The 21,801-nt window shown below is 72.2% G+C and carries 20 protein-coding genes; 8 read left to right on the forward strand and 12 right to left on the reverse strand.

The annotated features are described in order from the left end of the window. Nucleotides 1–5: 5 nt before the first annotated feature. Both H8N03_RS16620 and H8N03_RS16625 read right to left on the reverse strand, forming a co-directional pair. The gene (locus H8N03_RS16620) at nt 6–1,331 is read right to left on the reverse strand and encodes a hypothetical protein (protein ID WP_255428257.1); all 1,326 of its coding nucleotides are present in this window, start codon (nt 1,329–1,331) and stop codon (nt 6–8) included. An 8-nt stretch (nt 1,332–1,339) separates the two neighbouring features. Beyond that, entirely contained in the window at nt 1,340–3,997 is a 2,658-nt protein-coding gene (locus H8N03_RS16625) for a tannase/feruloyl esterase family alpha/beta hydrolase (protein ID WP_187077324.1), read from the reverse strand. 127 nt (nt 3,998–4,124) lie between these two features. Here H8N03_RS16625 and H8N03_RS16630 point away from each other — a divergent pair, with 127 nt between their 5' ends. Both H8N03_RS16630 and H8N03_RS16635 read left to right on the forward strand, forming a co-directional pair. Continuing rightward, a complete protein-coding gene (locus tag H8N03_RS16630) occupies nt 4,125–5,036 on the forward strand; it encodes a LysR family transcriptional regulator (RefSeq protein ID WP_187077325.1) in 912 nt (303 codons plus the stop codon). Beyond that, nucleotides 5,036–5,965: a tripartite tricarboxylate transporter substrate binding protein gene (locus H8N03_RS16635; protein WP_187077326.1), complete on the forward strand. Its 930-nt coding sequence runs from the start codon at nt 5,036–5,038 to the stop codon at nt 5,963–5,965. The genes H8N03_RS16630 and H8N03_RS16635 overlap by 1 nt, the downstream gene beginning before the upstream one ends. Before the next feature lie 72 nt (nt 5,966–6,037). Here H8N03_RS16635 and fghA read toward each other — a convergent pair whose 3' ends face one another. The 7 genes from fghA to H8N03_RS16670 form a co-directional block, all read right to left on the reverse strand. After that, on the reverse strand, nt 6,038–6,886 hold the full coding sequence (gene fghA / locus H8N03_RS16640; RefSeq protein WP_187077327.1) for an S-formylglutathione hydrolase: 849 nt from the start codon (nt 6,884–6,886) through the stop codon (nt 6,038–6,040). Nucleotides 6,887–6,960: 74 nt separating this feature from the next. Next, the gene (locus tag H8N03_RS16645) at nt 6,961–7,689 is read right to left on the reverse strand and encodes a hypothetical protein (protein WP_187077328.1); all 729 of its coding nucleotides are present in this window, start codon (nt 7,687–7,689) and stop codon (nt 6,961–6,963) included. 141 nt (nt 7,690–7,830) lie between these two features. Next, complete coding sequence (locus H8N03_RS16650; RefSeq protein WP_187077329.1) at nt 7,831–7,998, reverse strand: hypothetical protein; 168 nt, start codon at nt 7,996–7,998, stop codon at nt 7,831–7,833. Nucleotides 7,999–8,078: 80 nt separating this feature from the next. After that, nucleotides 8,079–9,065 (reverse strand): aldose 1-epimerase, encoded by a 987-nt coding sequence (locus H8N03_RS16655; protein WP_187077330.1) that lies wholly within the window; start codon nt 9,063–9,065, stop codon nt 8,079–8,081. 65 nt (nt 9,066–9,130) lie between these two features. Then, nucleotides 9,131–10,210, reverse strand: a complete 1,080-nt coding sequence (locus H8N03_RS26715) for a phosphotransferase (protein ID WP_187077331.1) — start codon at nt 10,208–10,210, stop codon at nt 9,131–9,133. Nucleotides 10,211–10,267: 57 nt separating this feature from the next. Then, entirely contained in the window at nt 10,268–11,677 is a 1,410-nt protein-coding gene (locus tag H8N03_RS16665; protein WP_354005136.1) for an FAD-dependent oxidoreductase, read from the reverse strand. Nucleotides 11,678–11,681: 4 nt separating this feature from the next. Further along, complete coding sequence (locus H8N03_RS16670) at nt 11,682–12,662, reverse strand: tripartite tricarboxylate transporter substrate binding protein (RefSeq protein WP_187077332.1); 981 nt, start codon at nt 12,660–12,662, stop codon at nt 11,682–11,684. A 94-nt stretch (nt 12,663–12,756) separates the two neighbouring features. On the opposite strand from H8N03_RS16670, the gene H8N03_RS16675 reads away from it, so the two are divergent. Further along, nucleotides 12,757–13,656, forward strand: coding sequence for a LysR family transcriptional regulator (locus H8N03_RS16675; protein ID WP_255428258.1), 900 nt, complete (start codon nt 12,757–12,759; stop codon nt 13,654–13,656). A 46-nt stretch (nt 13,657–13,702) separates the two neighbouring features. After that, nucleotides 13,703–14,674: a Bug family tripartite tricarboxylate transporter substrate binding protein gene (locus H8N03_RS16680; RefSeq protein ID WP_187077333.1), complete on the forward strand. Its 972-nt coding sequence runs from the start codon at nt 13,703–13,705 to the stop codon at nt 14,672–14,674. A gap of 104 nt (nt 14,675–14,778) precedes the next feature. Here H8N03_RS16680 and H8N03_RS16685 read toward each other — a convergent pair whose 3' ends face one another. Both H8N03_RS16685 and H8N03_RS16690 read right to left on the reverse strand, forming a co-directional pair. Further along, nucleotides 14,779–15,357 (reverse strand): N-acetyltransferase, encoded by a 579-nt coding sequence (locus H8N03_RS16685; RefSeq protein ID WP_187077334.1) that lies wholly within the window; start codon nt 15,355–15,357, stop codon nt 14,779–14,781. Beyond that, entirely contained in the window at nt 15,347–16,210 is an 864-nt protein-coding gene (locus tag H8N03_RS16690; RefSeq protein WP_187077335.1) for a polymer-forming cytoskeletal protein, read from the reverse strand. The genes H8N03_RS16685 and H8N03_RS16690 overlap by 11 nt, the downstream gene beginning before the upstream one ends. Before the next feature lie 442 nt (nt 16,211–16,652). Here H8N03_RS16690 and speE point away from each other — a divergent pair, with 442 nt between their 5' ends. Then, the gene (gene speE, locus H8N03_RS16695; RefSeq protein WP_187077336.1) at nt 16,653–17,930 is read left to right on the forward strand and encodes a polyamine aminopropyltransferase; all 1,278 of its coding nucleotides are present in this window, start codon (nt 16,653–16,655) and stop codon (nt 17,928–17,930) included. Continuing rightward, nucleotides 17,927–19,270, forward strand: a complete 1,344-nt coding sequence (gene gdhA, locus H8N03_RS16700; RefSeq protein WP_187077337.1) for an NADP-specific glutamate dehydrogenase — start codon at nt 17,927–17,929, stop codon at nt 19,268–19,270. The genes speE and gdhA overlap by 4 nt, the downstream gene beginning before the upstream one ends. Here gdhA and H8N03_RS16705 read toward each other — a convergent pair. Beyond that, nucleotides 19,263–19,688, reverse strand: a complete 426-nt coding sequence (locus H8N03_RS16705) for a GreA/GreB family elongation factor (protein ID WP_187077338.1) — start codon at nt 19,686–19,688, stop codon at nt 19,263–19,265. The two genes, gdhA and H8N03_RS16705, sit on opposite strands and share 8 nt — an antisense overlap. Before the next feature lie 431 nt (nt 19,689–20,119). On the opposite strand from H8N03_RS16705, the gene H8N03_RS16710 reads away from it, so the two are divergent. After that, complete coding sequence (locus H8N03_RS16710) at nt 20,120–20,878, forward strand: hypothetical protein (protein WP_187077339.1); 759 nt, start codon at nt 20,120–20,122, stop codon at nt 20,876–20,878. Continuing rightward, nucleotides 20,875–21,795, forward strand: coding sequence for a universal stress protein (locus tag H8N03_RS16715; RefSeq protein ID WP_187077340.1), 921 nt, complete (start codon nt 20,875–20,877; stop codon nt 21,793–21,795). Before H8N03_RS16710 ends, H8N03_RS16715 begins: the two co-directional genes overlap by 4 nt. Nucleotides 21,796–21,801 lie beyond the last annotated feature (6 nt).

Below are 21,801 nucleotides of genomic sequence, written 5' to 3' on the forward strand. Positions count from 1 at the left end.
CCCCTTCACCGCCGCTGCGTGACCCGCGTGCCCAATGCCCGCGGCTCGAACTCCGGCCGGAACCGGCACCCCGCGCCATACGTTGCCTCGAACGCCGGACACCGCTGGGCGATCCCCGCCGCCGTCGGCTTCGCTCCTCCCTTCGCCCACTGCGCCAGCGCCTCGAACAGCGTCACGTACGTCGGATCGCTGAGGTAGCTGTGGGCACGGTCCGCCGTGAACGTCTGCACCAGGTGCCCCGCCGTGCCCGCGCGCTCCATGGTCTGGCGGAACGCGTGGTCCATCTCCACGAACGCGGTCGGGTCGTCGATGCCGTGCACCGTGAGCACGGGCACGGGAATGCGCCCGTCGGGGTCGGTGTCGGCACCGAACTGCGCCACCGCCTGCGGATCCTCGGCGTACCGGGCGACCGCGGCGTTGAGCGCCGCATCGTCGTCGGAGCCGCGGTACTCCGCGCCGATGTTGCCGAACACGTTGCGTCCGCCGGTGCGCTGCGCGATGTCCTGGAAGTGCCAGGTCGCCCAGTGGAGGTGCCCCGGGATGGATTCCGCCGGGACTTTCAGCGCCGTGGTGAGCGTCCGCAGCTTGCGCTGCTGCTCCGGCGTGCGTTGCGCCGCGGGACGGTCCAGCCCGAGGCAGGCATCGACGCGGCGTCGCAGCTCCGCGGGCGTGAGGGTCGCGTCCGCCGGCAGTCCCATCCACAGCGGGTACGCCTTTTCGGAAGGCAGCGGGTGGTTGTTGCACAGCGCCTGGTACAGCACGCGCAGGTCGAGGCGGAAGTCGTACGCGCGCGTGCCGCCGGCCAGCACGCCGCTGGAGAGCAGCACCGCATCGTAGGGGCGCCGGCCGTGGCCGTCATCGGTGAACATCGAGGCGCCCACCGCGGCGACGGAAGCCCCCCAGGACTGGCCGTGCAGCAGCGTCAGCTGCGGCCTGGCCACGTGCTGCAGGAAGATGCGGCGCAGGCGCTCCGTGTCTTCGGCGGCCGCGCGCACGGCGACGCCGCCCTGGCGGAAGCTGGAGCCGGCCCAGGCGTAGCCGGCCCTGGGCACGATCGCCCAGCGCTTGAGGTCTTCGGCCGTGCGCTCCAGGGTCGGCGCACCCAGCGTCGGGCCGCCGTGCGCATGCAGCACCAGCGTGCCGTTCCACCGCGCCGGCATGGCGATCAGGTAGAACGCGCCGGCGCTGTCGCGCCCCTGCAGGCAGTGCGTGTCCTTCGGCAGTTCCGCGGGGCACGCCGCCGCCTGCGGCGCGACTTCGGGTGATTCGCGCTGGAGCCCGGCACAGCCCCCGAGCAGAAGGGCAGCGAGGAGGAGGGAAAGCAGTCGCATGGTCGTCCTCAATTCCGCAGTCCCAGCTCGAAGCTGCCGCCCGCGTCCGGGATGAAGCCCGACCAGCCCGCCGTGAACAGCAGGAAGCCGGTGCGGCCGCCGGTGGCGCGCACGACGCCGAGCACCGGGTTGTCGAAGGCGAGCGCGGACGCCGCGCTGCCCGCGGTGTACGTGCTGCCGGTCACGGTGGCGCTGCCCGGGGCCCCTGCCGTGGCGAGCGTCGCGTAGGTGCCGTCGGCGGTACCGGGCAGCAGGGTCTGCTGCGGCGAATACAGCCGCATGCCGTAGCTCGTGGCCGACTCGCGCCACAGCACCAGGGGCACGTAGCTGCTGCCCACCTTGCCCGCGACCAGCGAGCCGGCAAGCGTGCCGCCCGTGGTGACGGCGCTGCCCGTGGGCGAGGTGGCGCGCAGGTCGAAGGCGCCGCGCGCCGCGTTCCAGGTGATGTAGCCCTTCGTGGTGCTGGTGCACGCGGGGTCGTAGGTGACGAACTGGCCGCTGGACGGGTCCTGGCAGCTCTGGAAGGTGCCTGCATTGCGCAGCCGCGCGGAGGCCGCGTAGCTGCTCGCGATGCCGCCGCTGCCGTACTGCACGCCGACCACGTTGTAGATGTTGGCGATCGTGTTGAAGACCGCGGGGTTGCTCGCGTTGTCGAAGGTCGTGGCGAAGGCCACCACCGGCAGGAAGCTGCCGCCCGCCGGCGCGGCCACGCCGCCCTGCAGCGCGCCGCCCGTGCCGAAGGCGAACACCGCGCCGTTCTCGCCGCTCGCGTAGGTGCAGTTGCCCAGGGGCAGCAGTGCGCCGGTGCGCTGCGTGCCGGCCGTGCGCTGCAGGCTCGCATCGACGGTGATCGTGTACGTGAGGGCCGCCGGGTCGATGCGCACCGTCAGCTCCTCGCCGTAGGCGTCACCGCCCTTGTAGCTGGTGGCCGTGCCGGGCAGGTTGGCGCACGCGAGCGGGTCGGTCGTCTCCTGCACGCAGCTGTAGTTGAGGGCGGCGTCCAGGCTGCCGCTGCCCTTGTACCTGGGCCACGCCGGCCACTGGCACAGCGGCCGCGTGCGGCCGTAGGTGCCGGCGACCGCGTCCGTCACGACCTGCGTGGAAGGCGCGAGGCCGCGCTCCACCCAGTTCTCCAGCGCCGCGAGCGAATCCCAGAACGGGATGAAGACGCCGGTGCCGTGGCCCATGCCGGGCACGGTGTAGAAGCGCACTCCCTTGTCCGCCGCGTCCTGGCCCACGGTGGTGACGACGCGCCGGTAGTAGGCGATCGTGGAGTTGTTGCTGATCACCTCGTCGGCGAGGCCGTGCAGCAGGATGATGCGGCCGCCGCGCGCGAGGAACGGGCGCAAGTCGGGGTCCAGCGCGTCGGTGATGTTCGAGACGTCGACCACGCGTTGCGTGAAGGCGCCAGGCGCGAGCGGGTCGAAGGTGAGCGTGTCGAAGCTCGCCTGGCGCGTGACGAAGAATTTCGTCCACTGGTCGCCGGTCACGTACTGGTTGGCGTCGGCGGAGGTGGCTGGGTTGGCCGGCACGCGACGCGTGCCGAGGTCGCGCGTCGTGTACGGACCGGCGACCAGCGTACCTTCGAGGATGTTGAGGCCGCCCGCCTTGCGCGTGTCGTGCGCGAGCGCGTAGTCGGTGAACTCCAGCGGCGACTCGATGGTGCGCACGGTGTCGAGCTGCGCGTCGGAGAGGCAGCCGTCGCCCAGGTCGGTGCCGCCCGCGCAGCGCAGCGACGCCAGGATCTGCGTGTTCAGCTGCCGGCAGCTCTCGACGTTGCTGACGATGCCATCGCTGGCCCCGTCGAGGCGGTCGCAGGCGGCGAGCACGGTCCGCTGTACCAGCAGCGTCTTGGCCACGTTCATCCAGCCGGCACCGCCATTGGCGTAGAGGGCGCGGCCGACGGCCACGTTGTGCAGGCGGGTGCCGCTGTAGTTCAGCGCGGGCTCGTTGGCGATCACGCCGTCGTAGTCCGCGGGCCAGCGCTGGATGGCGATGAGCGCGTCGCGCCCGCCGGTGGACGTGCCGAGGAAGTACGACCTGTCCACGCCCTTGCCGTAGCGCAGCGCGACCAGCGCCATGGCGACGTCGCGCGTCTTCTTCAGCGCCTGCCCGCCGTAGTTGGCGAGCGCCTCGTCGTCCGCGGCGAAGGAGCCGTCGGTGATGCTGCCGCTCTGGTGGCCGCTGTCGCTGCCGAAGGTGGCGTAGCCCAGCGCGAGGGGCGCGGGCTTCTCCGGCGGGCCGAAGCGCACCTGCTCCGTGCCGTCGATGAGCACGCCGTTGAAGCCGCCGCCGCCGAACTGGATGGACTTGCCGTTCCAGGTCTCGGGCAGGTTCACCGCGAAGTTGATCAGCGGCGCTGCCGGGTTCACGGGCGCGATCGTCCCGCGCACCTTGCAATAGGCGCCGAGCTGGTTCCCTGGCGCATCCGCGGCGACGAGCGTCGCGCTCGCAACGGTCGCGCCGCCGCTGGGCTGGCCGATGGCCGAAGCCGCGACGTTGCGGCCCGCGAGGTCGGCGCACGCGACCTGCTGCAGCACGGGCGGAGGGGAAGCAGGTGTGTCGTCGCCGGGCGGTGCGGTAGTGGTGCCGCCGCCACCGCCGCCGCAGGCGGAGAGCAGGACGGCGACGAGCGCGAGCGCCGGCAGGCGCGAGGCGGGGGGCATGGCGTGTCTCCTGGAAATGCTGTGCCAGCGGTTCTGCGACCGCAGGGCGCGAACGATAGGGACGCGACTGCATAAGGTCAAATACAATGAACACGCGTTTTCCAGACGAAAAACATATGCGGTCGCGATGGACCTGAAGCACCTGCGCTACTTCGTGGCCGTCGCCGAGACCGGTCACATCACCCGCGCGGCCCAGCGCCTGGGCATGCAGCAGCCGCCGCTGAGCCAGCAGATCCGCGCGCTCGAGGAAAGCCTCGGCACCACCCTCTTCCACCGGCATCCCAAGGGCGTGACGCTCACCGACAGCGGGCAGTTGCTGCTGGAAGACAGCCGCCGCCTGCTGAACGAGGCCGAGGCCGTGCGCGAGCGCATGCGCGCGGTCGCTTCGGGCCATGCCGGCGTGCTGGCGGTGGGCTTCACCAGTTCGGCGGCATCGCACGCGTTCACGCCGCAGGTGCTGCGCGCCTGCCGCCAGGAATACCCGGACATCGCGCTGCAGATCCGCGAGGACCACGCCGCCGGCCTGACCGAGGCGGTGGCGGGCGGCCGCCTGCACTGCGGCTTCCTGCGCGTGCCCGTCGATCGCCCGCCGGGCCTGCGCTTCGAGACGCTGCTGCGCGAGCCGGTGCTGGTGGCGCTGCCCGTGGGGCACGCGCTGCTCGCGCGCAAGGGCCGCGCGCTCTCGCTCGCGCAGCTGAAGGGCGAGCGCTTCATCCTCGTGCGGCAGACGGGCGCGCCCGGCCTCTATGCGCAGCTGCTCGCGCTGTGCGAGGAACAGGGCTTCACGCCCGCGGTGGCGCACGAAGTCTCGCGCATGATGACCGCGCTCAACCTGGTCGCCGCCGGCGAAGGCATCACGGTGGTGCCGGCGTCGATGCGTGGCGCGCACCCGGATGCGATCGAGTACCGCCCGCTGTCCGGCGCGCGCAGCCTCGACGCGCCGCTGACCCTGGTCTACCGCGAGGCCGGACTGCGCGGCCCGCTGCAATCCTTCGTGCGCCTGGTGCGCGAGGCCGCGCCGCGCGGGAGCGCGCGCTGATGCGCAGGCGGCAGTTGCTCGCGGCGGCGGCGTGCGCGCCGGCTCTCGGCGCGCGCGCTGCCGACGTCACGCGCATCGTGGTGGCGTATCCGCCCGGCGGCGTCAGCGACCAGGTCGCGCGCCTGCTCGCGGAGCGGCTCGCGCCGCTGGTGGGCCACGCGGTGGTCGTGGAGAACCGCCCGGGCGCGGGCGGCGGCCTCGCACTCGCGCAGCTCGCGCTGGCGCGCCCGGACGGGCGCACGCTGGGCTTTGCCGCCATCAGCCCGCTCGCGCTGTCGCCGCACTTCGGCACGCCGGCGCCGCGCGTGGTGCCGGTGAGCGGCGTGATGCACACGCCCTTGCTGCTCGTGGGCACCCCCGGGCTGGCCGCGCGCAGCTTCGAGGACATGGTGAAGATCGCGCGCGGCGACGGCGAGGCGCTGCGCTGGGCCACCTCCGGCGTGGCCACCATCGGGCACCTCGCGCTGGAGCAGGTGCGGCGGCAGCTGCAGCTGTCGCTGGTGCACATCCCGTACACGGGCGGCGGCCCGCAACTGCAGGACGCGCTCGCGGGCCGCTTCGAGCTGCTCTCGACGAACCTCGCGCCGCTGCAGCTCGATTACGTGCGCACGGGCCGGCTCACCCCGCTGGCGCTCGGTGCGCCGCAGCGCTCGCGGCTGCTGCCGGCGCTGCCCACGTTCGCCGAGCTGGGCTGCCCCGATGCGAACCTGAGTTCGCTGTTCGGGCTGTTCGCGCCGGAAGGCACGCCGCGGGATGCGGTGGAGCGGGTCAATGCGGCCTGCGGACGCGTGCTCGCGCAACCGGAGTTCCTGAAGGTGCTCGCGGGAGCGGGCAACATGGCGGCCGCCGGCAGCGCGGACGCGTTCGCGCGTGCGATCGCGCGCGCGTCCGCGATCAATGCGCGACTGGTGGCGACGCTGCGTCGGTAGGCGCCGTTCGGTGGGGTTCGCCGTCGCTCACCGTCCGCGGCTGCGCCGCGCCACCCTCCCAGGACGCGACGTTCACGCCCGCAGCAGCGCCGCGTGATGCGCCAGGTGGTCCGCCACGAAGCTCTGGATGAAGAAGTAGCCGTGGTCGTAGCCGGGATGGCGGCGCAGCTCCAGCGGCTGCCCGGCCGCGGCGCACGCTTGTTCCAGGCGCTCGGGCTTCAGCTGCGTGGCGAGGAACTGGTCGTCCAGGCCCTGGTCGACCAGCAGCGGCGGCACGCGCGCGCCCTGCTCGATGAGCCGCACGGCGTCGTGCCGCGCCCAGGCCGCCTGGTCCTCGCCCAGGTAGCCGCGGAACGCTTTCTGTCCCCACGGAACTTCGCCCGGCGCGGAAATCGGGGCGAAGGCCGACACGCTGCGGAAGCGGTCCGGATGCCGCAGCGCGAGCGTCAGCGCGCCGTGACCGCCCATGGAGTGGCCGAGGATGCCGGCGCGGTCCTGCCGCACGGGGAAGTGGCGCGCGAGCACCTGCGGCAGCTCCTGCAGCAGCCAGCTTTCCATGCGCCAGTGCGCCGCGTACGGTGACCGCGTGGCGTCGAGGTAGAAGCCGGCGCCGCTGCCGAAATCCCAGTCCGCGTCGGCTTCGGCGATGCCGGTGCCGCGCGGGCTGGTGTCGGGCGTGACGAGCACGAGGCCGTGCGCGGCCGCGTGCTGCTGCGCGCCGGCCTTGATGGCGAAGGTCTGCTCGTTGCACGTGAGCCCCGCCAGGCAATACAGCACGGGCACCGTCCCGTTCGCCGCCTGGGGCGGCACGTACACGCCGAAGCGCATCGGCAGCCCGACGACGGCGGATGCATGTTCGTAGAAGCCCTGCACGCCGTCGTGGCAGCGGTGCTCTTCCAGCCTGGTGATGCCGTCCGTCATGGTTGCGTGTTCCTTGCGATGCGGGAACACGGAGCTTCGCAGCTTTCGCGCGCGCGCGGTGCGCGCCGCGCCCGTCAGGGCTGCTTCCTGCTCGCCGTGAAGGTGATCGCCTGGCCGAAGCTCGCGTTGACCACCGCGGCATCGAGTTGCTGCAGGTCGTGGCTGTAGAGGGCCGCGCCCCGGAACACCGCGCCGGGGAAGACGCAGGGCGAGCCCGCGAACTGGATCGTGAGGTCGAAGGCGTCGTCGTTGCGCGGCACCACCTGGCCCGTGATCGTGCAGCCGTTCAGCACGGTGCTCAGCTTGCCGTCCGCGGTGACGTCGAAAGTCGTCTGGCGCAGGCCGAGCGAGAAAGTCACTTCGCCCGGATACGAACCGGCGAGGTCGGCGAGGCGCGCATCCGGGTCGAAGGGCTTGACGTAGGTGAGGCTGAAAGGCGCCGCGTTGATCTTGCCGCTCACGGTCTGGTGCCCGCCCAGCTTGCCCGTGATGCGTGCCGTGGCCGGCGCCTGCGGCGGGTAGGCGAAGCGGAAGTCGATGCCGTCCGTGGACGTGAACGTGGCGCCGCGGAACTCCCCCGTCCCCCGGACGAGGCCGCCGGGCGAGGACGCGGACGGCGCGTACTTCAGGTAGTAGGTGCCGTCGCCGAGGACGATGGCGCTGGCGGCGCGGTTGCCGTCCACGGTGCCCTGCCAGAGGCCGGTGTACGGGTCGCCGCCTCCACAGGAGGCCACGGAGAGCGCCGCGAGGATCGCGGCGACGGCGGACGCGGCGCGCCGCGTTCCTTGCTGGACCTGGTTCATGTCTGCACACCCCAACGAAACGAAGATGTGCAGTGTTTTGCAAGCTGTAAGCTCAGCCGTCAACGCCGGACGGTCTCCAGCCGCCGCGGCCGTGCAGGATTTGGCAATCGCGGGGGTTAACCACTAGGCTTTTCGGACCGTTCATCGGACGAGCATGTCGTAGAGGGCGAGCGCCAGCGCCGCCGCGAGCAGCACCACGACGAGCGCGCGCAGCCCGCGGCGGCGCTTCACGCCCGACTCGAGTTCGGCGAACTGGCTGATGAAGCGCCGGCTCCTGCGCACGCGCGGAGGGGCTTTGCCCTGCTCCATCGGGGATCCTCCCTGGGAAGGCGCATTCTGCGGCCGCGGGCCGCCCGCGCACCGCGCCGAAACACTCCGTTGTCCGTGTTTCAAGCGCCCCCGGCGCCGTCCCAGTCCGGTCGCAGGACGAAGCGCACGGACAGCGTCTCGCCCGGCGCGAGCTCCGCGCCGCCGAGCGCATCGCGCCCGTGCCGCGGCAGGAGGTTGAGCCAGTCGGTGCACTGGCCGACCGGTTCCGCGCAGAAGTGGTCCTGCCCGCGCGGGCAGTAGAGGACGAAATGGTCCAGCGGCGGCTCCGCTTCCATCACGAGGCAGCGCCGCGGTCCGTGCGCGTCCGCGGGCCAGTCGATGCGGGCCGAGCGCTCCCAGCCGGTGAAGTTGTTGTCCAGGTCCAGCCGGGACAGTTCGACGCCTTCGCGCAGGGCAGGCACGGGGCCGCCGGTGTCGAGGCGCGTCGGCATCACTTCCGCGTCCGCCTGCCACATCGCAGCCGCGGGACTGCGCAGCCGCGTGCCGGGGTGGTGCGGGAAGTAAGGATGGTGGCCGATGCCGAGCGGCATCACGGCGGTGTCCTCGTTGCGCACCGTCATCGTCACCTGCAGGGCGCGCTCGTGCAGCGTGAAGTGCTGGCGCGCGGAGAAGGACCAGGGCCACGCCGCGTCGGCGGGCACGCGCAAGGCGAGCACGGCCTCCGCCGGCGCCGCCGACGCCAGCTCCCACGGCAGGAGCCAGCCGATGCCGTGCAAGGGATGCCCCGCGGTGTCGCCCGGATGGTTGCGCGGCATGCGGATCTCGCGCCCGCCGAAGGACGCGCGGCCGTCGCGGATGCGATTGCAGAAGGGCACGAGCGGGAAGCTCGCCATTTCCAGCGGGTTGGCCGCGGCCAGGCCGCTCGCGCTGGCGGGTCGCAGCCAGTGCAGCTCGCGCAGCCGCGACCCTTCGCGCCACTGGCGCGTGAAGGCGGCGATGGAGCCGCCCGCGTCCGGCGCCAGCACCAGCCGCAGTTCGCCCGCCGCCAGCACCAGCAGCCTGGGCCGCACGACCGCCGGCGATGCTCCGTCCTGAACGTCTTCCATGAAGTCCCTCCGCGGCAACGATGGGCGCGCTGCGCGCCCCGGGAGCATTCTCGCGCCGCGCGCCTTCAGGCCGGAACGGCCATCGTCTCCCACGACTGCAGCAGGTCGACCTGCTTGCGCAACCAGCTGGTCGGGATGGACTCGGTGCCCCACACGCTCGCGCGGCCTGCGTATTCGCCCATGAGCCAGAACTGCCGCACGGCGATGAAGGGCGGGATGGCCTCCAGGTCGGCTTCGGGAACCGCCCGCGCCGCACGGTAGCCCGCGAGGTAGCGGCGCCAGCGCTCCAGCGCGTCGGCGTCCAGCGTGCCGCCGGGCTTGCGCGGCAGCATGGCCCAGAGGTACACGGACAGTTCGTACGCCAGGTAGCCCGGCCCCGCCTCGTCGAAGTCGAAGAAGGAAGCGACGCGCCCGCCAGGGCCGTCGCGCATGAAGTTGTTGCTGCCGTGGCAATCGCCGTGGCAGTGCACGCGCGAGAGGCCGGGCATCGCGCCCACGCGGTCGGCGAGCCGCTGCGCGACGTGTCGAATGCGGTGCGCAAGGCATCGGTCATCGTCGGCGCGGCCCACAGCGTGCGCAAGGGGCGCAGCAGCAGGTGATCGCGTTCGAGCACATAACGGCTCGCGGGGCCTTCGTAGCTGTCGCCCGCCGCATGCAGCCGCGCGAGGTCGCGACCCGTGATCTCCACGTCGGCGGCGACCTCCCCGGGCGGTTCGCCTTCGAGGTGCTCGAAGAGCATCAGCAGCCGCGTGCCTTCGGGCAGCTGCAAGGGCACCGCCACGGCGCCGTCCCGCGCGGGCAGGCAGGCGGCCACGGAGACCTCCGCGCGCTGCAGGTGCGCGAGCAAGGCGGCCTCGTACTCCGCGTTGGGTGCGCCGCGTGGCCGCTCCGCGTGCAGCCGCGCCACGGCACGGCGGCCGTCCGCGAACGTGAGGCCGTAGACGTGGTTGAAGCCGCGGCGGTACAGCACGCTGCGCGTGACGGGGCCGAACGCATACGCATCGGCCACGACTTCGGCGATGGACTCTCCCGCGGGCGTGCTCTGGGCGATCTTCATGGCCGGCATTGTGGAAGGGAAGGCTGAAGGAAGGCCAAAGAAGACTGGGCTCCTCCGTGGCCCCAGCCGCGGAGTGCCGGTGCCGCACGGTGGGGTTCGCTCGCGCTCACCTTCCCGGCGGGGCCGCCGGCCACCCTACAACCTCTCACTCCCGCGTCATGGAGCGCACCAGTTCGCGCTGCGGCAAGTACGCGCCATTCGCCCGCAAGGTCTCCACCAGCGCCCGCGTATCGAGGTCGTTCGCCGGCTGCCCCGTCGCGATCGCCTGCGCCGCGGCCGTGCCGACCGCCTGCCCCATCATGTACGCCGCCGACTGCGCACGGATCGACCCGTGCACCTTCGTCTCGCTCGAATGGCAGCGCCCCGCCACCCACAGGTTCTCCGAACCGCGCGGCACGAGGATGCTGTACGGGATGCCCACGCTTTCCCCGCGGCCCAGGTTGTCCTTGCCGTGGAAGTCCTTCAGGAAGCGCTCGTATTCCTTCTTGCTCGTATCGCTCGGGTGGACGTCGGTCGGCCGGTTGTAGACGGCGACCTGGTCGGGAAACTGGCGCCGCGCCAGGAAGTCGTCGATTCCCAGCTCGAACTCGCCGACGATCCGCCGCGAATCGCGCACGCCCATCACCGGCGCCGTCGTGAGCAGTTCCACCTGCTCGCAGCCCGGCACGTACTTGCGGTAGAACTCGGTGTACTCCACCGCCAGCTTGCGGCCGAACACCATGCCGTCCGACAGGCTGCGCACCGACAGCGGGTTGAGGTTGAACACGTGGCCCGCGTTCAGCGTCGCGCCCTGCGGCCCGACGCGGTTCATGCCGGGGAAGAAGCGGTCTTCCTGCGTGAAGAAGCCGTCGTCGATGGCCTTCGGCACCCACTCGCTGCGCACGCGGGCCTTGATCGCGTCGATGCCGTTGCCGGCGTAGGCGGGATCGTTCCAGTTCATGCCGGCGAGCAGCGAACAGAGCGTGCTGGGCGCGACGGTCTCGGTGTCGCGCAGCACCACCTTGCATTCGGCGCCCGTCAACGCCGCCAGCGCCGCATCGCCGGTCGCGTCGATGAACGCCTTCGCCGGCACGTAGCGCAGGCCTTCCACGTTGCTCACGACCACGCCATTGACGCGGCGGCCGTGCATGTCCGCTTCCACCACGCGGGTGAAGAAGCGCACCTCCACGCCAGCCTGCACGGTGAACTCGTCGAGGATGCGCTTCAGGTGCTCCGGGTTGAACGGCACCCAGCGATTGAGCTGCCGGTCCAGGTAGTCGGGCGTGACCTGCGGGCCGAAGGCCTTCCGCTCCCACATGGTGGCCAGCAGCTCCTTCATGAAGCCGCCGACCAGCATGCGTTCGCCGTCGGACACCGGGCCGAACGAGGCCACGAGGCCGCTCGTTCCCATGCCACCGAGGCAGCCCGTGGCTTCCGCCAGCAGGACCTTCAGGCCGAGGCGGGCCGCGCACACGGCAGCGGCCGTCCCGGCGGGGCCGCCGCCGGCCACGACGAGGTCGTAAGGTGCATCCGAAGGGATGCTGCGGGAGAACTGGTAGGTCGAACTCACGGCCACGCCCTCACTTCTGCGCCGCGAGCGGCTTCACCAGCACCGCGAAGCGCTTCATCTCGCTCTGGATGAACGCGGCGAACTCCGCCGGGCCTTGCGGCGCGACCTCGATGCCCATGGCGGCCAGTGCCTTGCCGATGTCCGGCGCCTTCAGCACGGCCAGGATGTCCTCGCCCACCTGCTGCGTGACGTCGCGCGGCATGCCCGCGGGGCCGCAGAAGCCGGCCCAGTTCACCGCCTCGAAGCCGGGCAGCGTCTCCGCGATCGCGGGCCACTGCGGGTACAGCGGGCTGCGCTGCGCGCTGGTGACGCCCAGCACCTTCATCTGCCCCGCCTTGATGAACTGCTCGGCGGAGCTGACGACCGAGAAGCCCATGGGCAGCACGCCGCCCACGATGTCCGTGTACATCTTGGCCGCGCCGTTGTACGGCACGTGCTGCAGCTCGATGCCGGCCATGTGGTTCAGCATCTCGCCGGCCACGTGCGCCGAGGTGCCGATGCCGTTGGAGCCGAAGGAGATGCTGTTCGCCGGCTTGCCCTTCGCCAGCGCGATGAGTTCCTTGATGTCGTTCGCCGGGAAGTTGGCCGCGGCCACCAGCGCCACCGTGTAGTAGCCGACGCGCGCGAGCGGCTGCAGGTCCTTCACCTCGTAAGGCAGGTCCTTGCGCTGCACCGCGTTGATGCTCAGCGAGCTCCCCAGCAGGCCGATGGTGTAGCCGTCCGCCGGCGCGCGCACCACGGCCTGCGTGCCGATCACGACGCCGCCGCCCGGCTTGTTCTCCAGCACGACGGGCTGCTTCCAGTGCGCCTCGAGGCGGTCGCCGAGCATGCGCGCGAGCCGGTCGGCCGCGCCGCCGGGGGGCTGCGGCAGCACGAGCTTCACGGGCCGGGTGGGGAACTTCTGGCCCTGCGCGAAGGCGGGGAGGGCGGCGCCGGCGAGCGCGGCGAGCAGCAGGTGGCGCCGCGTGCGGTCGTGGGGAAGGTTATGCATGCTTGTCTCCTGTTTCCCGCATGGTCCCGGCGGCGGAGCGCTGCGTCAAATGAAAAGAGTTGGGCAGCACTTAACCATCGGTTATGTTCCCGCCATGACCATGAACCTGCGCCAGATGGAAGTGTTCCGTGCCGTGATGCTCACAGGCGGCGTGGGCGGGGCCGCGGAGCTGCTGCACGTGTCGCAGCCGGCGGTGAGCAAGGTGCTGGCGCAGGCACAGCGGCAGCTGGGGTTCGCGCTCTTCGAACGCGTGAAGGGCCGCCTGGTGCCCACGCCCGAAGGCCAGGCGCTGCACGCCGAGGTGGAGGCGCTGTGGCGCGGCGTGGAGCGGGTGCGCGATGCGGCGCGCACGCTCTCGTCGCCGCGCAGCGGCACCTTGCGCGTGGCCGTCTCCGCCAGCCTCGCGCCCTTCCTCGTGCCGCGCGCCCTGGCGCTGCTGGCCGAGCGCTTCCCCGGGCTGCAGGCGCGCATGGAGATCCTCATCGCGCCCATCCTGGTCGACGCGCTGCTCGAGCAGTCCGCCGACGTCGCGGTCGCGCTGCTGCCCAACGAGCATCCCAACCTCGTGCGCGTGCGCGGCTACCACTGCGGCTTCGCGTGCGTGGCGCCGCCCGGGCACCGGCTGGCGAAGAAGCGCACCGTCACGACCGCGGACCTCGTGGGCGAGCGCGTCATCGGCTCGCCACCGGACACGCCGTACGGCCAGGCGCTGCTGCGCGCGTACGGCAAGGAAGCGGGGACCCTGGAAGTCAACTTCCACGTGCGCTCCGCCACCAGCGCGTGCTGGCAGGCGCAGGCGGGCGTGGGCGTCGCGGTGGTCGATCGTGCCGCGGTTGCGGGACCGACCTTCACGCACCTCGCCGTCCGCCCGTTCCAGACGCGCGAGCGCCTGCCGGTGGCCGTGCTGCGCAACCGCTACCGCCCGCCGTCGCTGGTGCAGGAAGCGTTCTGCGATGCGTTCGATGCGGTATGGAAGGAAGAGATGCGCGACTGAGCCGCGGGCCGGGAAGCTGGGGTATGGTGCGGGCAGGAGGCTCCCCATGCAGCAACGTGCTCCGCTTTCCCGCCGCAAGTTCCTGGTCGCCACGGCCGCGACGGGCATCGCCGCCGCAGGCCATGCCCAGGGCAACGCCCCCCTCCGCCTCGTGTCCGGCTACGCGCCCGGCGGCTCGACCGATCGGGTCGCGCGCCTCGTCGCCGAGAAGCTGGAAGGCAAGCTGGGCCGGACCGTCATCGTGGAGAACAAGCCCGGTGCCGGCGGCCGGCTCGCGGCGCAGCAGCTGAAGACCACACCCGCCGACCAGGCTGTGCTGATGATCGCCAATCCTGCCGTGATGGTGGTCGCCCCGCTCGTGTTCAAGGACAACGGCTACGACGCCGGGCGCGACTACACGATGGTCTCGCACGTCAACAACTACGACTTCGCGATCAGCGTATCGACTGCGGTGCCGGTGAAGGAACTGTCGCACCTCGTCGCGTGGCTGCGCGCGAATCCCGAAAAGGCCAACCTCGGCGTCCCCGCCACCGGCAGCCTGCCGCACTTCTTCGCGCTGATGCTGGGCGAGCGCGCGAACGTCAAGGCTCAAGTCGTCGGCTACAAGGGCTCGGGCCCGCTCACGACCGACCTGATCGGCGGGCAGATCCCGGTCTCGATCGACACCTTCGAAACCGTGCTGCCCCAGCACGAAGGCGGCAAGTTGCGCATCCTCGCCGTGTCCGGCGCGAAGCGCTCACCCTTCGCGCCGGACATCCCCACCTTCCGCGAAGCGGGCGTGGACATCGTCGCCACCGGGTGGAATGCGTTCTTCGCACCGTCGTCCATGCCTGCCACCGAGGTGGACCGCCTGGCACGCGCGATCAAGGAAGTGATGGACGACCCCGACACGCAGCGCAAGTTCAACGCCGCGAGGCTCACGCCCGTGAGCGCCACGCGCGCGCAGAGCCAGGCGATGCTGCGCGCCTACAAGGAGCAATGGGGCCCGGTGGTGAAGAAGTCGGGCTACCAGCCCTGAGCGCGACCTCGTCGCTCGCCATCTTCGCCGAACGGCGCCGGCGCACGAGCGCACAACGGTGGGGTTCGCTTCCGCTCACCTTCCGCGGCTGTCGCCGCGCCACCCTACAAGACATCCGCCACTTCGCACTGCGTCGCGCGCACGAACGCCTCCAGCGTCCACCCCGCCCCGAGCAGCAGCATGCGCGTGTCCAGGTCCTCGAAGGCCGATGGTCCGCAGGAGCCCAGGAGGTGCAGCCGCTTGTCCCGCACCTGCACGAACGCCAGTTCGTGCGACCGCGCCAGCGCCAGCCACAAGCGGTGTGCCCCCGGCGACTGGCGCGGGCCGCTCACGAGGCACATGCCCGCGGCCAGCGCCCACCCGTAGACGGCGCTCGCCACGCCGCGGCGGTGGTACGCCTCGGCATAGCGCGAGTGCGGGCTGCGCACGAAGCAGCCGGCGCGCCGGTCCACCTCGAAGACGCGGTTGAAGACGGTGCAGCCCGCGAGCCTGCCGGCCGCGGTGTCCTCCACGTACACGTGGAACTCGCCGTCGGCCTCGCGGTACCGCAGCACCAGGTCGGGCAAATGGGTCGCGATCGAGGGCAGGCCGTGCAACGCGTCCGCCGGCCGCTGCATGCGCGCATGCAGCACGGCCAGTTCGGCCTCCAGGTCGCGGTGCGAGAGGTTGACGTCAATCCGCATGGCCGCTCCAGAACCCGCTGAGAAGCCGCGCGGGGCGCTCGCGCGCGCGCACGCGCGCGCTGCTTTCCCACGCCTCGCGTTGCACGCACAGCCCCGCGAACACGCCGTAGCCGTCGCCGGCGCGGATCGTGCCCGCCGCCTCCAGCCCCTCGCCCGCGCGGATCGCGCCGCCCGCGGCGAGTTCGCCGCCGCACTTCACGCCCCAGCCCGCGTCGAGGTGCATGCCGCACGCGAGGTCGCCGTCGCAGATCAGCCCCTGCCACGTGCGCAGCGATCCCGTCACTTCCAGCGCGCCGCGCACGCTGAGGGCCTTGGCCGTGCAGTCGCCGGCGACGGACAGGTCGCCCTTCACCAGCGCGGGGCCGCCGGCCACCAGCGCACCCGCGCACTGCAGGCTGCCCGCCACCTTGACTTCGCCGGCGCGCAACCGGCCGCCGACGACGGCGTGCCAGCCGGAGACGAGCGTGCCGGCCGCGCGCAGGGGGCCGCCGCAGTTCAGTCCGCCGTCCGCACGCACGTCGTCGCCGGCCACGAGCTCGCCGCCGGTGCGCACCACGCCTCCGCAACGCACGGCGCCGCCGGCGCGCAGCACCGAACCCACGTCGATGCTGCCGCGCACCTCGATGCTGCCGGCGTGGACGATCGCGTCGCAGGCGAGGTGGTCCAGGCGCAGGACCGTGTTGCTGGGGCCCACCTTCTCGAGCAGCCAGCACGCGTCCTCGACGCGCCCGTCGCGCACGAGGTCGTCGAGGACCTGCTGGTAGTCGCTTCCGTCACGGTGGTGCCGCAGGTACCACCGGAACCCGTCGGTGCAGGGGTTCTTCGAACGGACGAAATCCTTCGTGAAATCCATGGCAGTGCGCGCGCCGGCGAGCGGCGCGCCGAATCGATCGCGCGGATGCGGGCCCGGCGGTCGAAGTTGCGCTTCAGGCGAAGGGGAGGACCGCCGGGCTCAGGGATGTGCGGGGACACGAGCCATGGCGGGCGGGAGTATAGGCAACCGCGTCGGGCAGGCGAAACGGCCGCGCCATTCTGGCAAGGATCGTCGGGTCATCCATGAGCCAGCGCGGTGCGTGGCCTACACTACGCGCGTGATTCCATCCCTCCGCCACGCACCCGTGCTGCCGCCGATCGCGGCCGGCATGCTGCTGCCTGCGGACCATCGAGGCACGCCAGCAGATTCCTGAGCCCGGCGGTCCCTCCTTCCTTCCCCATTCAGCGCTGACCATCGACCGCCGGGCAACCGCCCCGCGCATCTGCGGGCCCCTGCGGCCCGCCAACGATGGAGTGCCCGGATGCAAGGACTGCACCTCACCGCCGACCTGTTCGATTGCCGCTGCCCGCCCGCCCTGCTCACCAGCGCGGCCTGGCTGGCCGACCTCTGCCGCCATGCCACGCGCGAAGCGGGCCTTACCGTCGTCGGCGAGCACTGGCACAAGTTCCCCTCGTACCAGGGCGAGCCCGGCGGCGTCACCGGCATGCTGCTGCTGGCCGAATCGCACCTCGCCGTGCACACCTGGCCGGAGCGCGCCGGCGTGACGCTCGACGTCTACGTGTGCAACTTCAGCGAGGACAACTCGCCCCGCGCGGAAGCGGTGATGTCGGCGCTGCTCGCGGCCTTCGCGCCGGTGCGCGCGCAGCGCGAGCGCATCGACCGCGCCGCGGGCGACACGCCGCGCGACGCCGAGGCGCTCGTGCTCGAACCCCTGGACGCCGGCAGCGTGTACGGCTTCCGCTTCGACCGCCGGCTGCTTTCGCGGCACACGCGCTTCCAGCACCTGGAGCTGTTCGAGTCGCCGCAGCTCGGTCGCACCTTGCGCCTCGACGGCCGCTTCATGACCTCGGAAGCCGACGAATTCTTCTACCACGAGGCGCTCGTCCACCCCGCGGCCATCGCGCATCCCGCGCCCGCGAAGGTCCTGATCCTCGGTGGCGGCGACGGCGGTGCCGCGGAGGAGGTGCTGAAGCACCCCGCGGTGGAACAGGTGACGCTGGTGGACATCGACGCGGAAGTGGTGGCGGTCGCGCGCGAGCACCTGGCGTCCATCCACCGCGGCGCGCTCGACGACCCGCGCGTGCGCGTGCTGTGCGAGGACGGTGCCGCGTTCGTGCGCGGCACGCACGAACGCTACGACCTGGTGCTGCTGGACCTCACCGATCCCGAGACGCCCGCGGGCCCGCTCTACACGGAACGCTTCCTGCGGCAACTGCGTTCGCTGCTGCGGCATGGCGGGATGGTCGTGCTGCACCTCGGCGCGCCGTTCCACGAGCAGGAGCAGGTGCGCGGCCTCGCCGCGACGCTGCGCAGCGTCTTCGCGAACGTGGACGCCTTCGGCCTGCACGTGCCGCTGTACGGGGCGTACTGGGGGTTCGCCATCGCCTCGCAGCACGCCCGGCCGGCGCAACTGGATGCGGCCGCCGTCGGCGCCCGGCTCGACGCCCGGGGCATCGCCGACCTGCGTTTCTACAATGCGCAGGTGCACGGCGCCCTGTTCGCCTTGCCCACCTACTTCGCCGAACTCGTCCGCGAGCCGGCGTTTCCACCCACGCATCCGCTCCTGCAACCCGCATGAAATACAAGACCAGCACCGAGTTCCTGGCCCAGGTGGCCGCCCGCAACCCCGGGCAGCCCGAGTATGTCCAGGCCGTGACCGAGGTGATCGACAGCCTCTGGCCGTTCATCTCGGAACATCCGCGCTATGCGGAGCACGGCCTGCTCGACCGCCTCGTCGAAGCCGAGCGGATCATCCAGTTCCGCGTGTGCTGGGTCGACGACCAGGGGCAGGTGCAGGTCAACCGCGGCTACCGCGTGCAGCACAGTTCGGCCATCGGGCCGTACAAGGGCGGCATGCGCTTCCACCCCTCGGTGAGCCCCTCGATCCTGAAGTTCCTCGCCTTCGAGCAGACCCTCAAGAACGCGCTCACCACGCTGCCCATGGGCGGCGGCAAGGGCGGCTCGGACTTCGATCCGAAGGGGCGCAGCCCCGGCGAAGTGATGCGCTTCTGCCAGGCGTTCATGACGGAGCTGTTCCGCCACATCGGCGGCGACACCGACGTGCCCGCGGGTGACATCGGCGTGGGCGCGCGCGAGGTCGGCTACATGGCCGGCATGATGAAGAAGCTGAGCAACCGCGCCGACTGCGTGTTCACCGGCAAGGGCCTGTCGTTCGGCGGCTCGCTGATGCGCCCCGAAGCCACCGGCTACGGCACCGTGTACTTCGCGCAGGAGATGCTGCGCCGCGCCGGCAAGTCGCTCGAAGGCATGCGCGTGACGGTCTCCGGCTCCGGCAACGTGGCGCAGTACGCCGTGGAAAAGGCGATGGCGCTCGGCGCGAAGGTGGTGAGCGTCTCCGACTCCAGCGGCACGGTGCACGACGCGCAGGGCTTCACCCCCGCCAAGCTCGCGGAACTGATGGAGGTGAAGAACCACCTGTACGGGCGCGTGAGCGACTACGCGCAGCGCACGGGGGCGGAGTTCCTGCCCGGACGCAACCCCTGGAAGATCCCGGCCGACGTCGCCCTGCCCTGCGCCACGCAGAACGAGCTGGACGAGCAGGACGCGCGCACGCTGGTCGCCAACGGCGTGCAATGCGTGGCCGAAGGCGCCAACATGCCCGCGACGCTGGCGGCCGTGCACGTCCTCGAGGAAGCGCGCGTGCTGTACGCGCCGGGCAAGGCGAGCAACGCCGGCGGCGTGGCCACCTCCGGCCTGGAGATGAGCCAGAACGCGATGCGCCTTTCCTGGCCGCGCGAGGAAGTGGACGCGCGCCTGCTCACCATCATGCAGGGCATCCACGCGGCGTGCGTGCAGCATGGCGCGCGCCCCGACGGCACCGTCAGCTACGTGCGGGGCGCCAACATCGCGGGCTTCGTCAAGGTGGCCGACGCGATGATCGCGCAAGGCATCATCTAGTCGCCTCGTCCGGGCCCTTCGCCGGCAACGGCGCGAGCACCGCCACGATGCGGGCGGCGTGCACGCGCCCGAACGAACGCCAGGTAGCCGTCTCGCCCGTGCTGCGTCCCAGCAGCGCGGAGCCGAGCGGCGACAGCACCGAGACGCGGCCGCGGGCCGGGTCCGCATCGGGCGGAAGCACCAGCGTGATCCGGCAGAACTGCTCCTGCGGGCCGGCGACGAGGAAGACCTGTGCGTCCAGCGTCACGAGCCCCGGTGCCACCGCGCCCGCGGGCGCGAGGCGGCTCTCGTCGAGGGCACGCCGGATGTCCTCCTTGCCGGCGTGCGCCGTGCCCTCTTCCGCGAGCAGGCGCGTCAGGTGGGCGAGGTCGTGGGGGGTGAGGGTGCGCGCGGGCGCGCGCGGTGCCAGGGTCTGCATGAACACACTCCAGTTGCGGATCGGCGCCGGCGCGACGGGCGCGCGCAGGCGGAGCGGGTGGGCGCTTGGAGTGCCCGGCGATTCGTTGCGCGTTCGGACGTGGGGATCGCCGGGCTCAGGAAAGTGCTGCGGTTCGTTTCGGCACGCACGCAGTCTAGGCTGTGCCTGCGCGTGCGCCAAGCGTCGCGCCAATGCCCCTGCATCGCCTGCCAGAATGCGCCGCGCCACGGTCACGCGCATTTCCTATACTCGGGCCATGGCACGCCACCCGTCCATGCATCCGATCGCACCCGACTGCGCACGCGCGCAGGCGTGGTTGCAGCGCACGCCTGCACATTCCTGAGCCCGGCGGTCGCCTCCTTCTCTCCAGGCGCCAAACCTCGAACCGCCGGGCCGACGCCCGGCGCCGTTCCCGCCAGGAAGGACAGGACATGAACGACCCCTCCCGCGCACCGCTGCCCCGGCTCCGCCGCGTGCTGGTGCTGCACGACCTGCATCCCGATGCCGACAACGCCGCATGGCGCGGCGCCCTCGTCGTGCGGCCGCACGACGGCTGGATGCGCCTGCTGCACGTGAGCAGGCTGCGCGATCCCGGAAGCGCGCGCGAGCGGCTGGCACCGCTCGCATGGCGCGTGCAGGAGCACCTGCAGCTCGGCGTGCTCACGCACGCCTTCCGCGGCTCGCTCTCCGGCGAGCTGAAGCGCGCAGCCGAGGATGCCGACCTCGTGGTGATGCGCGCTGCCTCGGGCTTCGATGCGGCCACCGGGCTGCACCCGCTGCGCGTCGCGCAACTCGCCAACCGGCCGACGCTCGTCGTGCGCACGCCGGCCACCGTGCCGTACCGCCGCATCCTCGTGGGCGCGCTGCACGAAAGCGACGACGGCCGCGCGCTCGCCACCGCTTCCGCCATGACCGACGGCCGCGAAGCGCCCGCCACGGCGCTGCTGCAGTCCGCGGCGGCACTGCTGGAGCGCGAGCGCACGCTGCTGCCCGACGTGGTCGCGGTGCCCTGCGCGCGCCAGCCCTCGCTGGCCCGCCGCTTCCTCGCGCTCACGCGCGCCGACACGCTGCTGCTGCCATCGCCGTTGCCGGGGCCCGACGAGGTCACCGCGGGCCTCGCCGGCGGTGCGCTCGCGCCCGGGCTGCTGCTGTCGCAGCGTGACTTGCCGCTCGCAGGGGAGAACGCATGACGGCCAGCGGCGACTGCGGCCTGCCGCCGCGGCACATCCTGGTGGCGACGGACCTCGGGCTGGCGGCACGCAACGCCACGTGGCGCGCCGCGCAGCTCGCGCGCGCGCACGGCGCCACGCTGCGCCTGCTGCACGTGCCCGGCGAGCCGCGCGAAGCCGAGGCCGCGCGCACCGCGCTCGCGCAGCTGGCCGAAGCCGTGCAGCTGCGGCTGGGCGTGGCCGCGGACGTGGAGGTCGCGCGCGGCGACCCCGCGCGCGAGACCTCCCGCGCCGCGCTGGCGGCCGACCTGCTCGTGGTCCCCGCGCGCGAAGGCAGCAGCATGCGCGAACGCATCGCGGGCACCACGACCGAACGGCTCGTGCGGGCGAGCCGCATTCCCGTGCTCGTCGTCAAGCGGCCGCTCGCGCGCTCCCGCGACCGCACCGATCTCGCGCCGCCGCCCAAGGACCTCTACGACCGCGTGCTCGCCTGCGTCGACCTCGGGCCCGGATCGGCGGACGTGATCACGGCCGCGACCTGCCTTTCCGCCGATCCGCGCATGGAGGTCTTCCACGTGGTCGCCCCCGAGAAGCAGGGCGCGCGCGCCGAGGCGGCGGGCACCGGCACGGCCGTGGAGCGCGCGCGGGCGGCGCTGCGGGAACGCATGGCACAGGCAGGCCCCGCCGCGGACGCACGCGCCGCGGTCGGTTTCGGGCACGCAGGCGCATCCGTCGTCGCGAAGGAACGCGCGGTGGGTGCCGACCTCATCGTGCTCGGCCGGCGCGAGCGCCGCCTGCTGGGGGACTGGTTCCTGGGCACCGTCACGCGCGAGGTGCTGTCCGGATCGCGCTGCGACGTGCTGCTGGTGCCGCCACGGCCGCGTTCTTTCGCGGCAGAAAGCGCGGCGGCCACGCCGGACACCTCCGCCGTCGGCTAGAGTCGG

The organism is Ramlibacter cellulosilyticus (assembly GCF_014297465.1).
GTDB classification, from domain to species: domain Bacteria; phylum Pseudomonadota; class Gammaproteobacteria; order Burkholderiales; family Burkholderiaceae_C; genus Ramlibacter; species Ramlibacter cellulosilyticus.

Coding starts and splice junctions, on each gene's coding strand:
- H8N03_RS16620 (WP_255428257.1), bottom strand. CDS start 1,331: ATGCGACTGCTTTCCCTCCTCCTCGCTGCCCTTCTGCTCGGGGGCTGT.
- H8N03_RS16625 (WP_187077324.1), bottom strand. CDS start 3,997: ATGCCCCCCGCCTCGCGCCTGCCGGCGCTCGCGCTCGTCGCCGTCCTG.
- H8N03_RS16630 (WP_187077325.1), top strand. CDS start 4,125: ATGGACCTGAAGCACCTGCGCTACTTCGTGGCCGTCGCCGAGACCGGT.
- H8N03_RS16635 (WP_187077326.1), top strand. CDS start 5,036: ATGCGCAGGCGGCAGTTGCTCGCGGCGGCGGCGTGCGCGCCGGCTCTC.
- fghA (WP_187077327.1), bottom strand. CDS start 6,886: ATGACGGACGGCATCACCAGGCTGGAAGAGCACCGCTGCCACGACGGC.
- H8N03_RS16645 (WP_187077328.1), bottom strand. CDS start 7,689: ATGAACCAGGTCCAGCAAGGAACGCGGCGCGCCGCGTCCGCCGTCGCC.
- H8N03_RS16650 (WP_187077329.1), bottom strand. CDS start 7,998: ATGGAGCAGGGCAAAGCCCCTCCGCGCGTGCGCAGGAGCCGGCGCTTC.
- H8N03_RS16655 (WP_187077330.1), bottom strand. CDS start 9,065: ATGGAAGACGTTCAGGACGGAGCATCGCCGGCGGTCGTGCGGCCCAGG.
- H8N03_RS16670 (WP_187077332.1), bottom strand. CDS start 12,662: ATGCATAACCTTCCCCACGACCGCACGCGGCGCCACCTGCTGCTCGCC.
- H8N03_RS16675 (WP_255428258.1), top strand. CDS start 12,757: ATGACCATGAACCTGCGCCAGATGGAAGTGTTCCGTGCCGTGATGCTC.
- H8N03_RS16680 (WP_187077333.1), top strand. CDS start 13,703: ATGCAGCAACGTGCTCCGCTTTCCCGCCGCAAGTTCCTGGTCGCCACG.
- H8N03_RS16685 (WP_187077334.1), bottom strand. CDS start 15,357: ATGCGGATTGACGTCAACCTCTCGCACCGCGACCTGGAGGCCGAACTG.
- H8N03_RS16690 (WP_187077335.1), bottom strand. CDS start 16,210: ATGGATTTCACGAAGGATTTCGTCCGTTCGAAGAACCCCTGCACCGAC.
- speE (WP_187077336.1), top strand. CDS start 16,653: ATGCAAGGACTGCACCTCACCGCCGACCTGTTCGATTGCCGCTGCCCG.
- gdhA (WP_187077337.1), top strand. CDS start 17,927: ATGAAATACAAGACCAGCACCGAGTTCCTGGCCCAGGTGGCCGCCCGC.
- H8N03_RS16705 (WP_187077338.1), bottom strand. CDS start 19,688: ATGCAGACCCTGGCACCGCGCGCGCCCGCGCGCACCCTCACCCCCCAC.
- H8N03_RS16710 (WP_187077339.1), top strand. CDS start 20,120: ATGAACGACCCCTCCCGCGCACCGCTGCCCCGGCTCCGCCGCGTGCTG.
- H8N03_RS16715 (WP_187077340.1), top strand. CDS start 20,875: ATGACGGCCAGCGGCGACTGCGGCCTGCCGCCGCGGCACATCCTGGTG.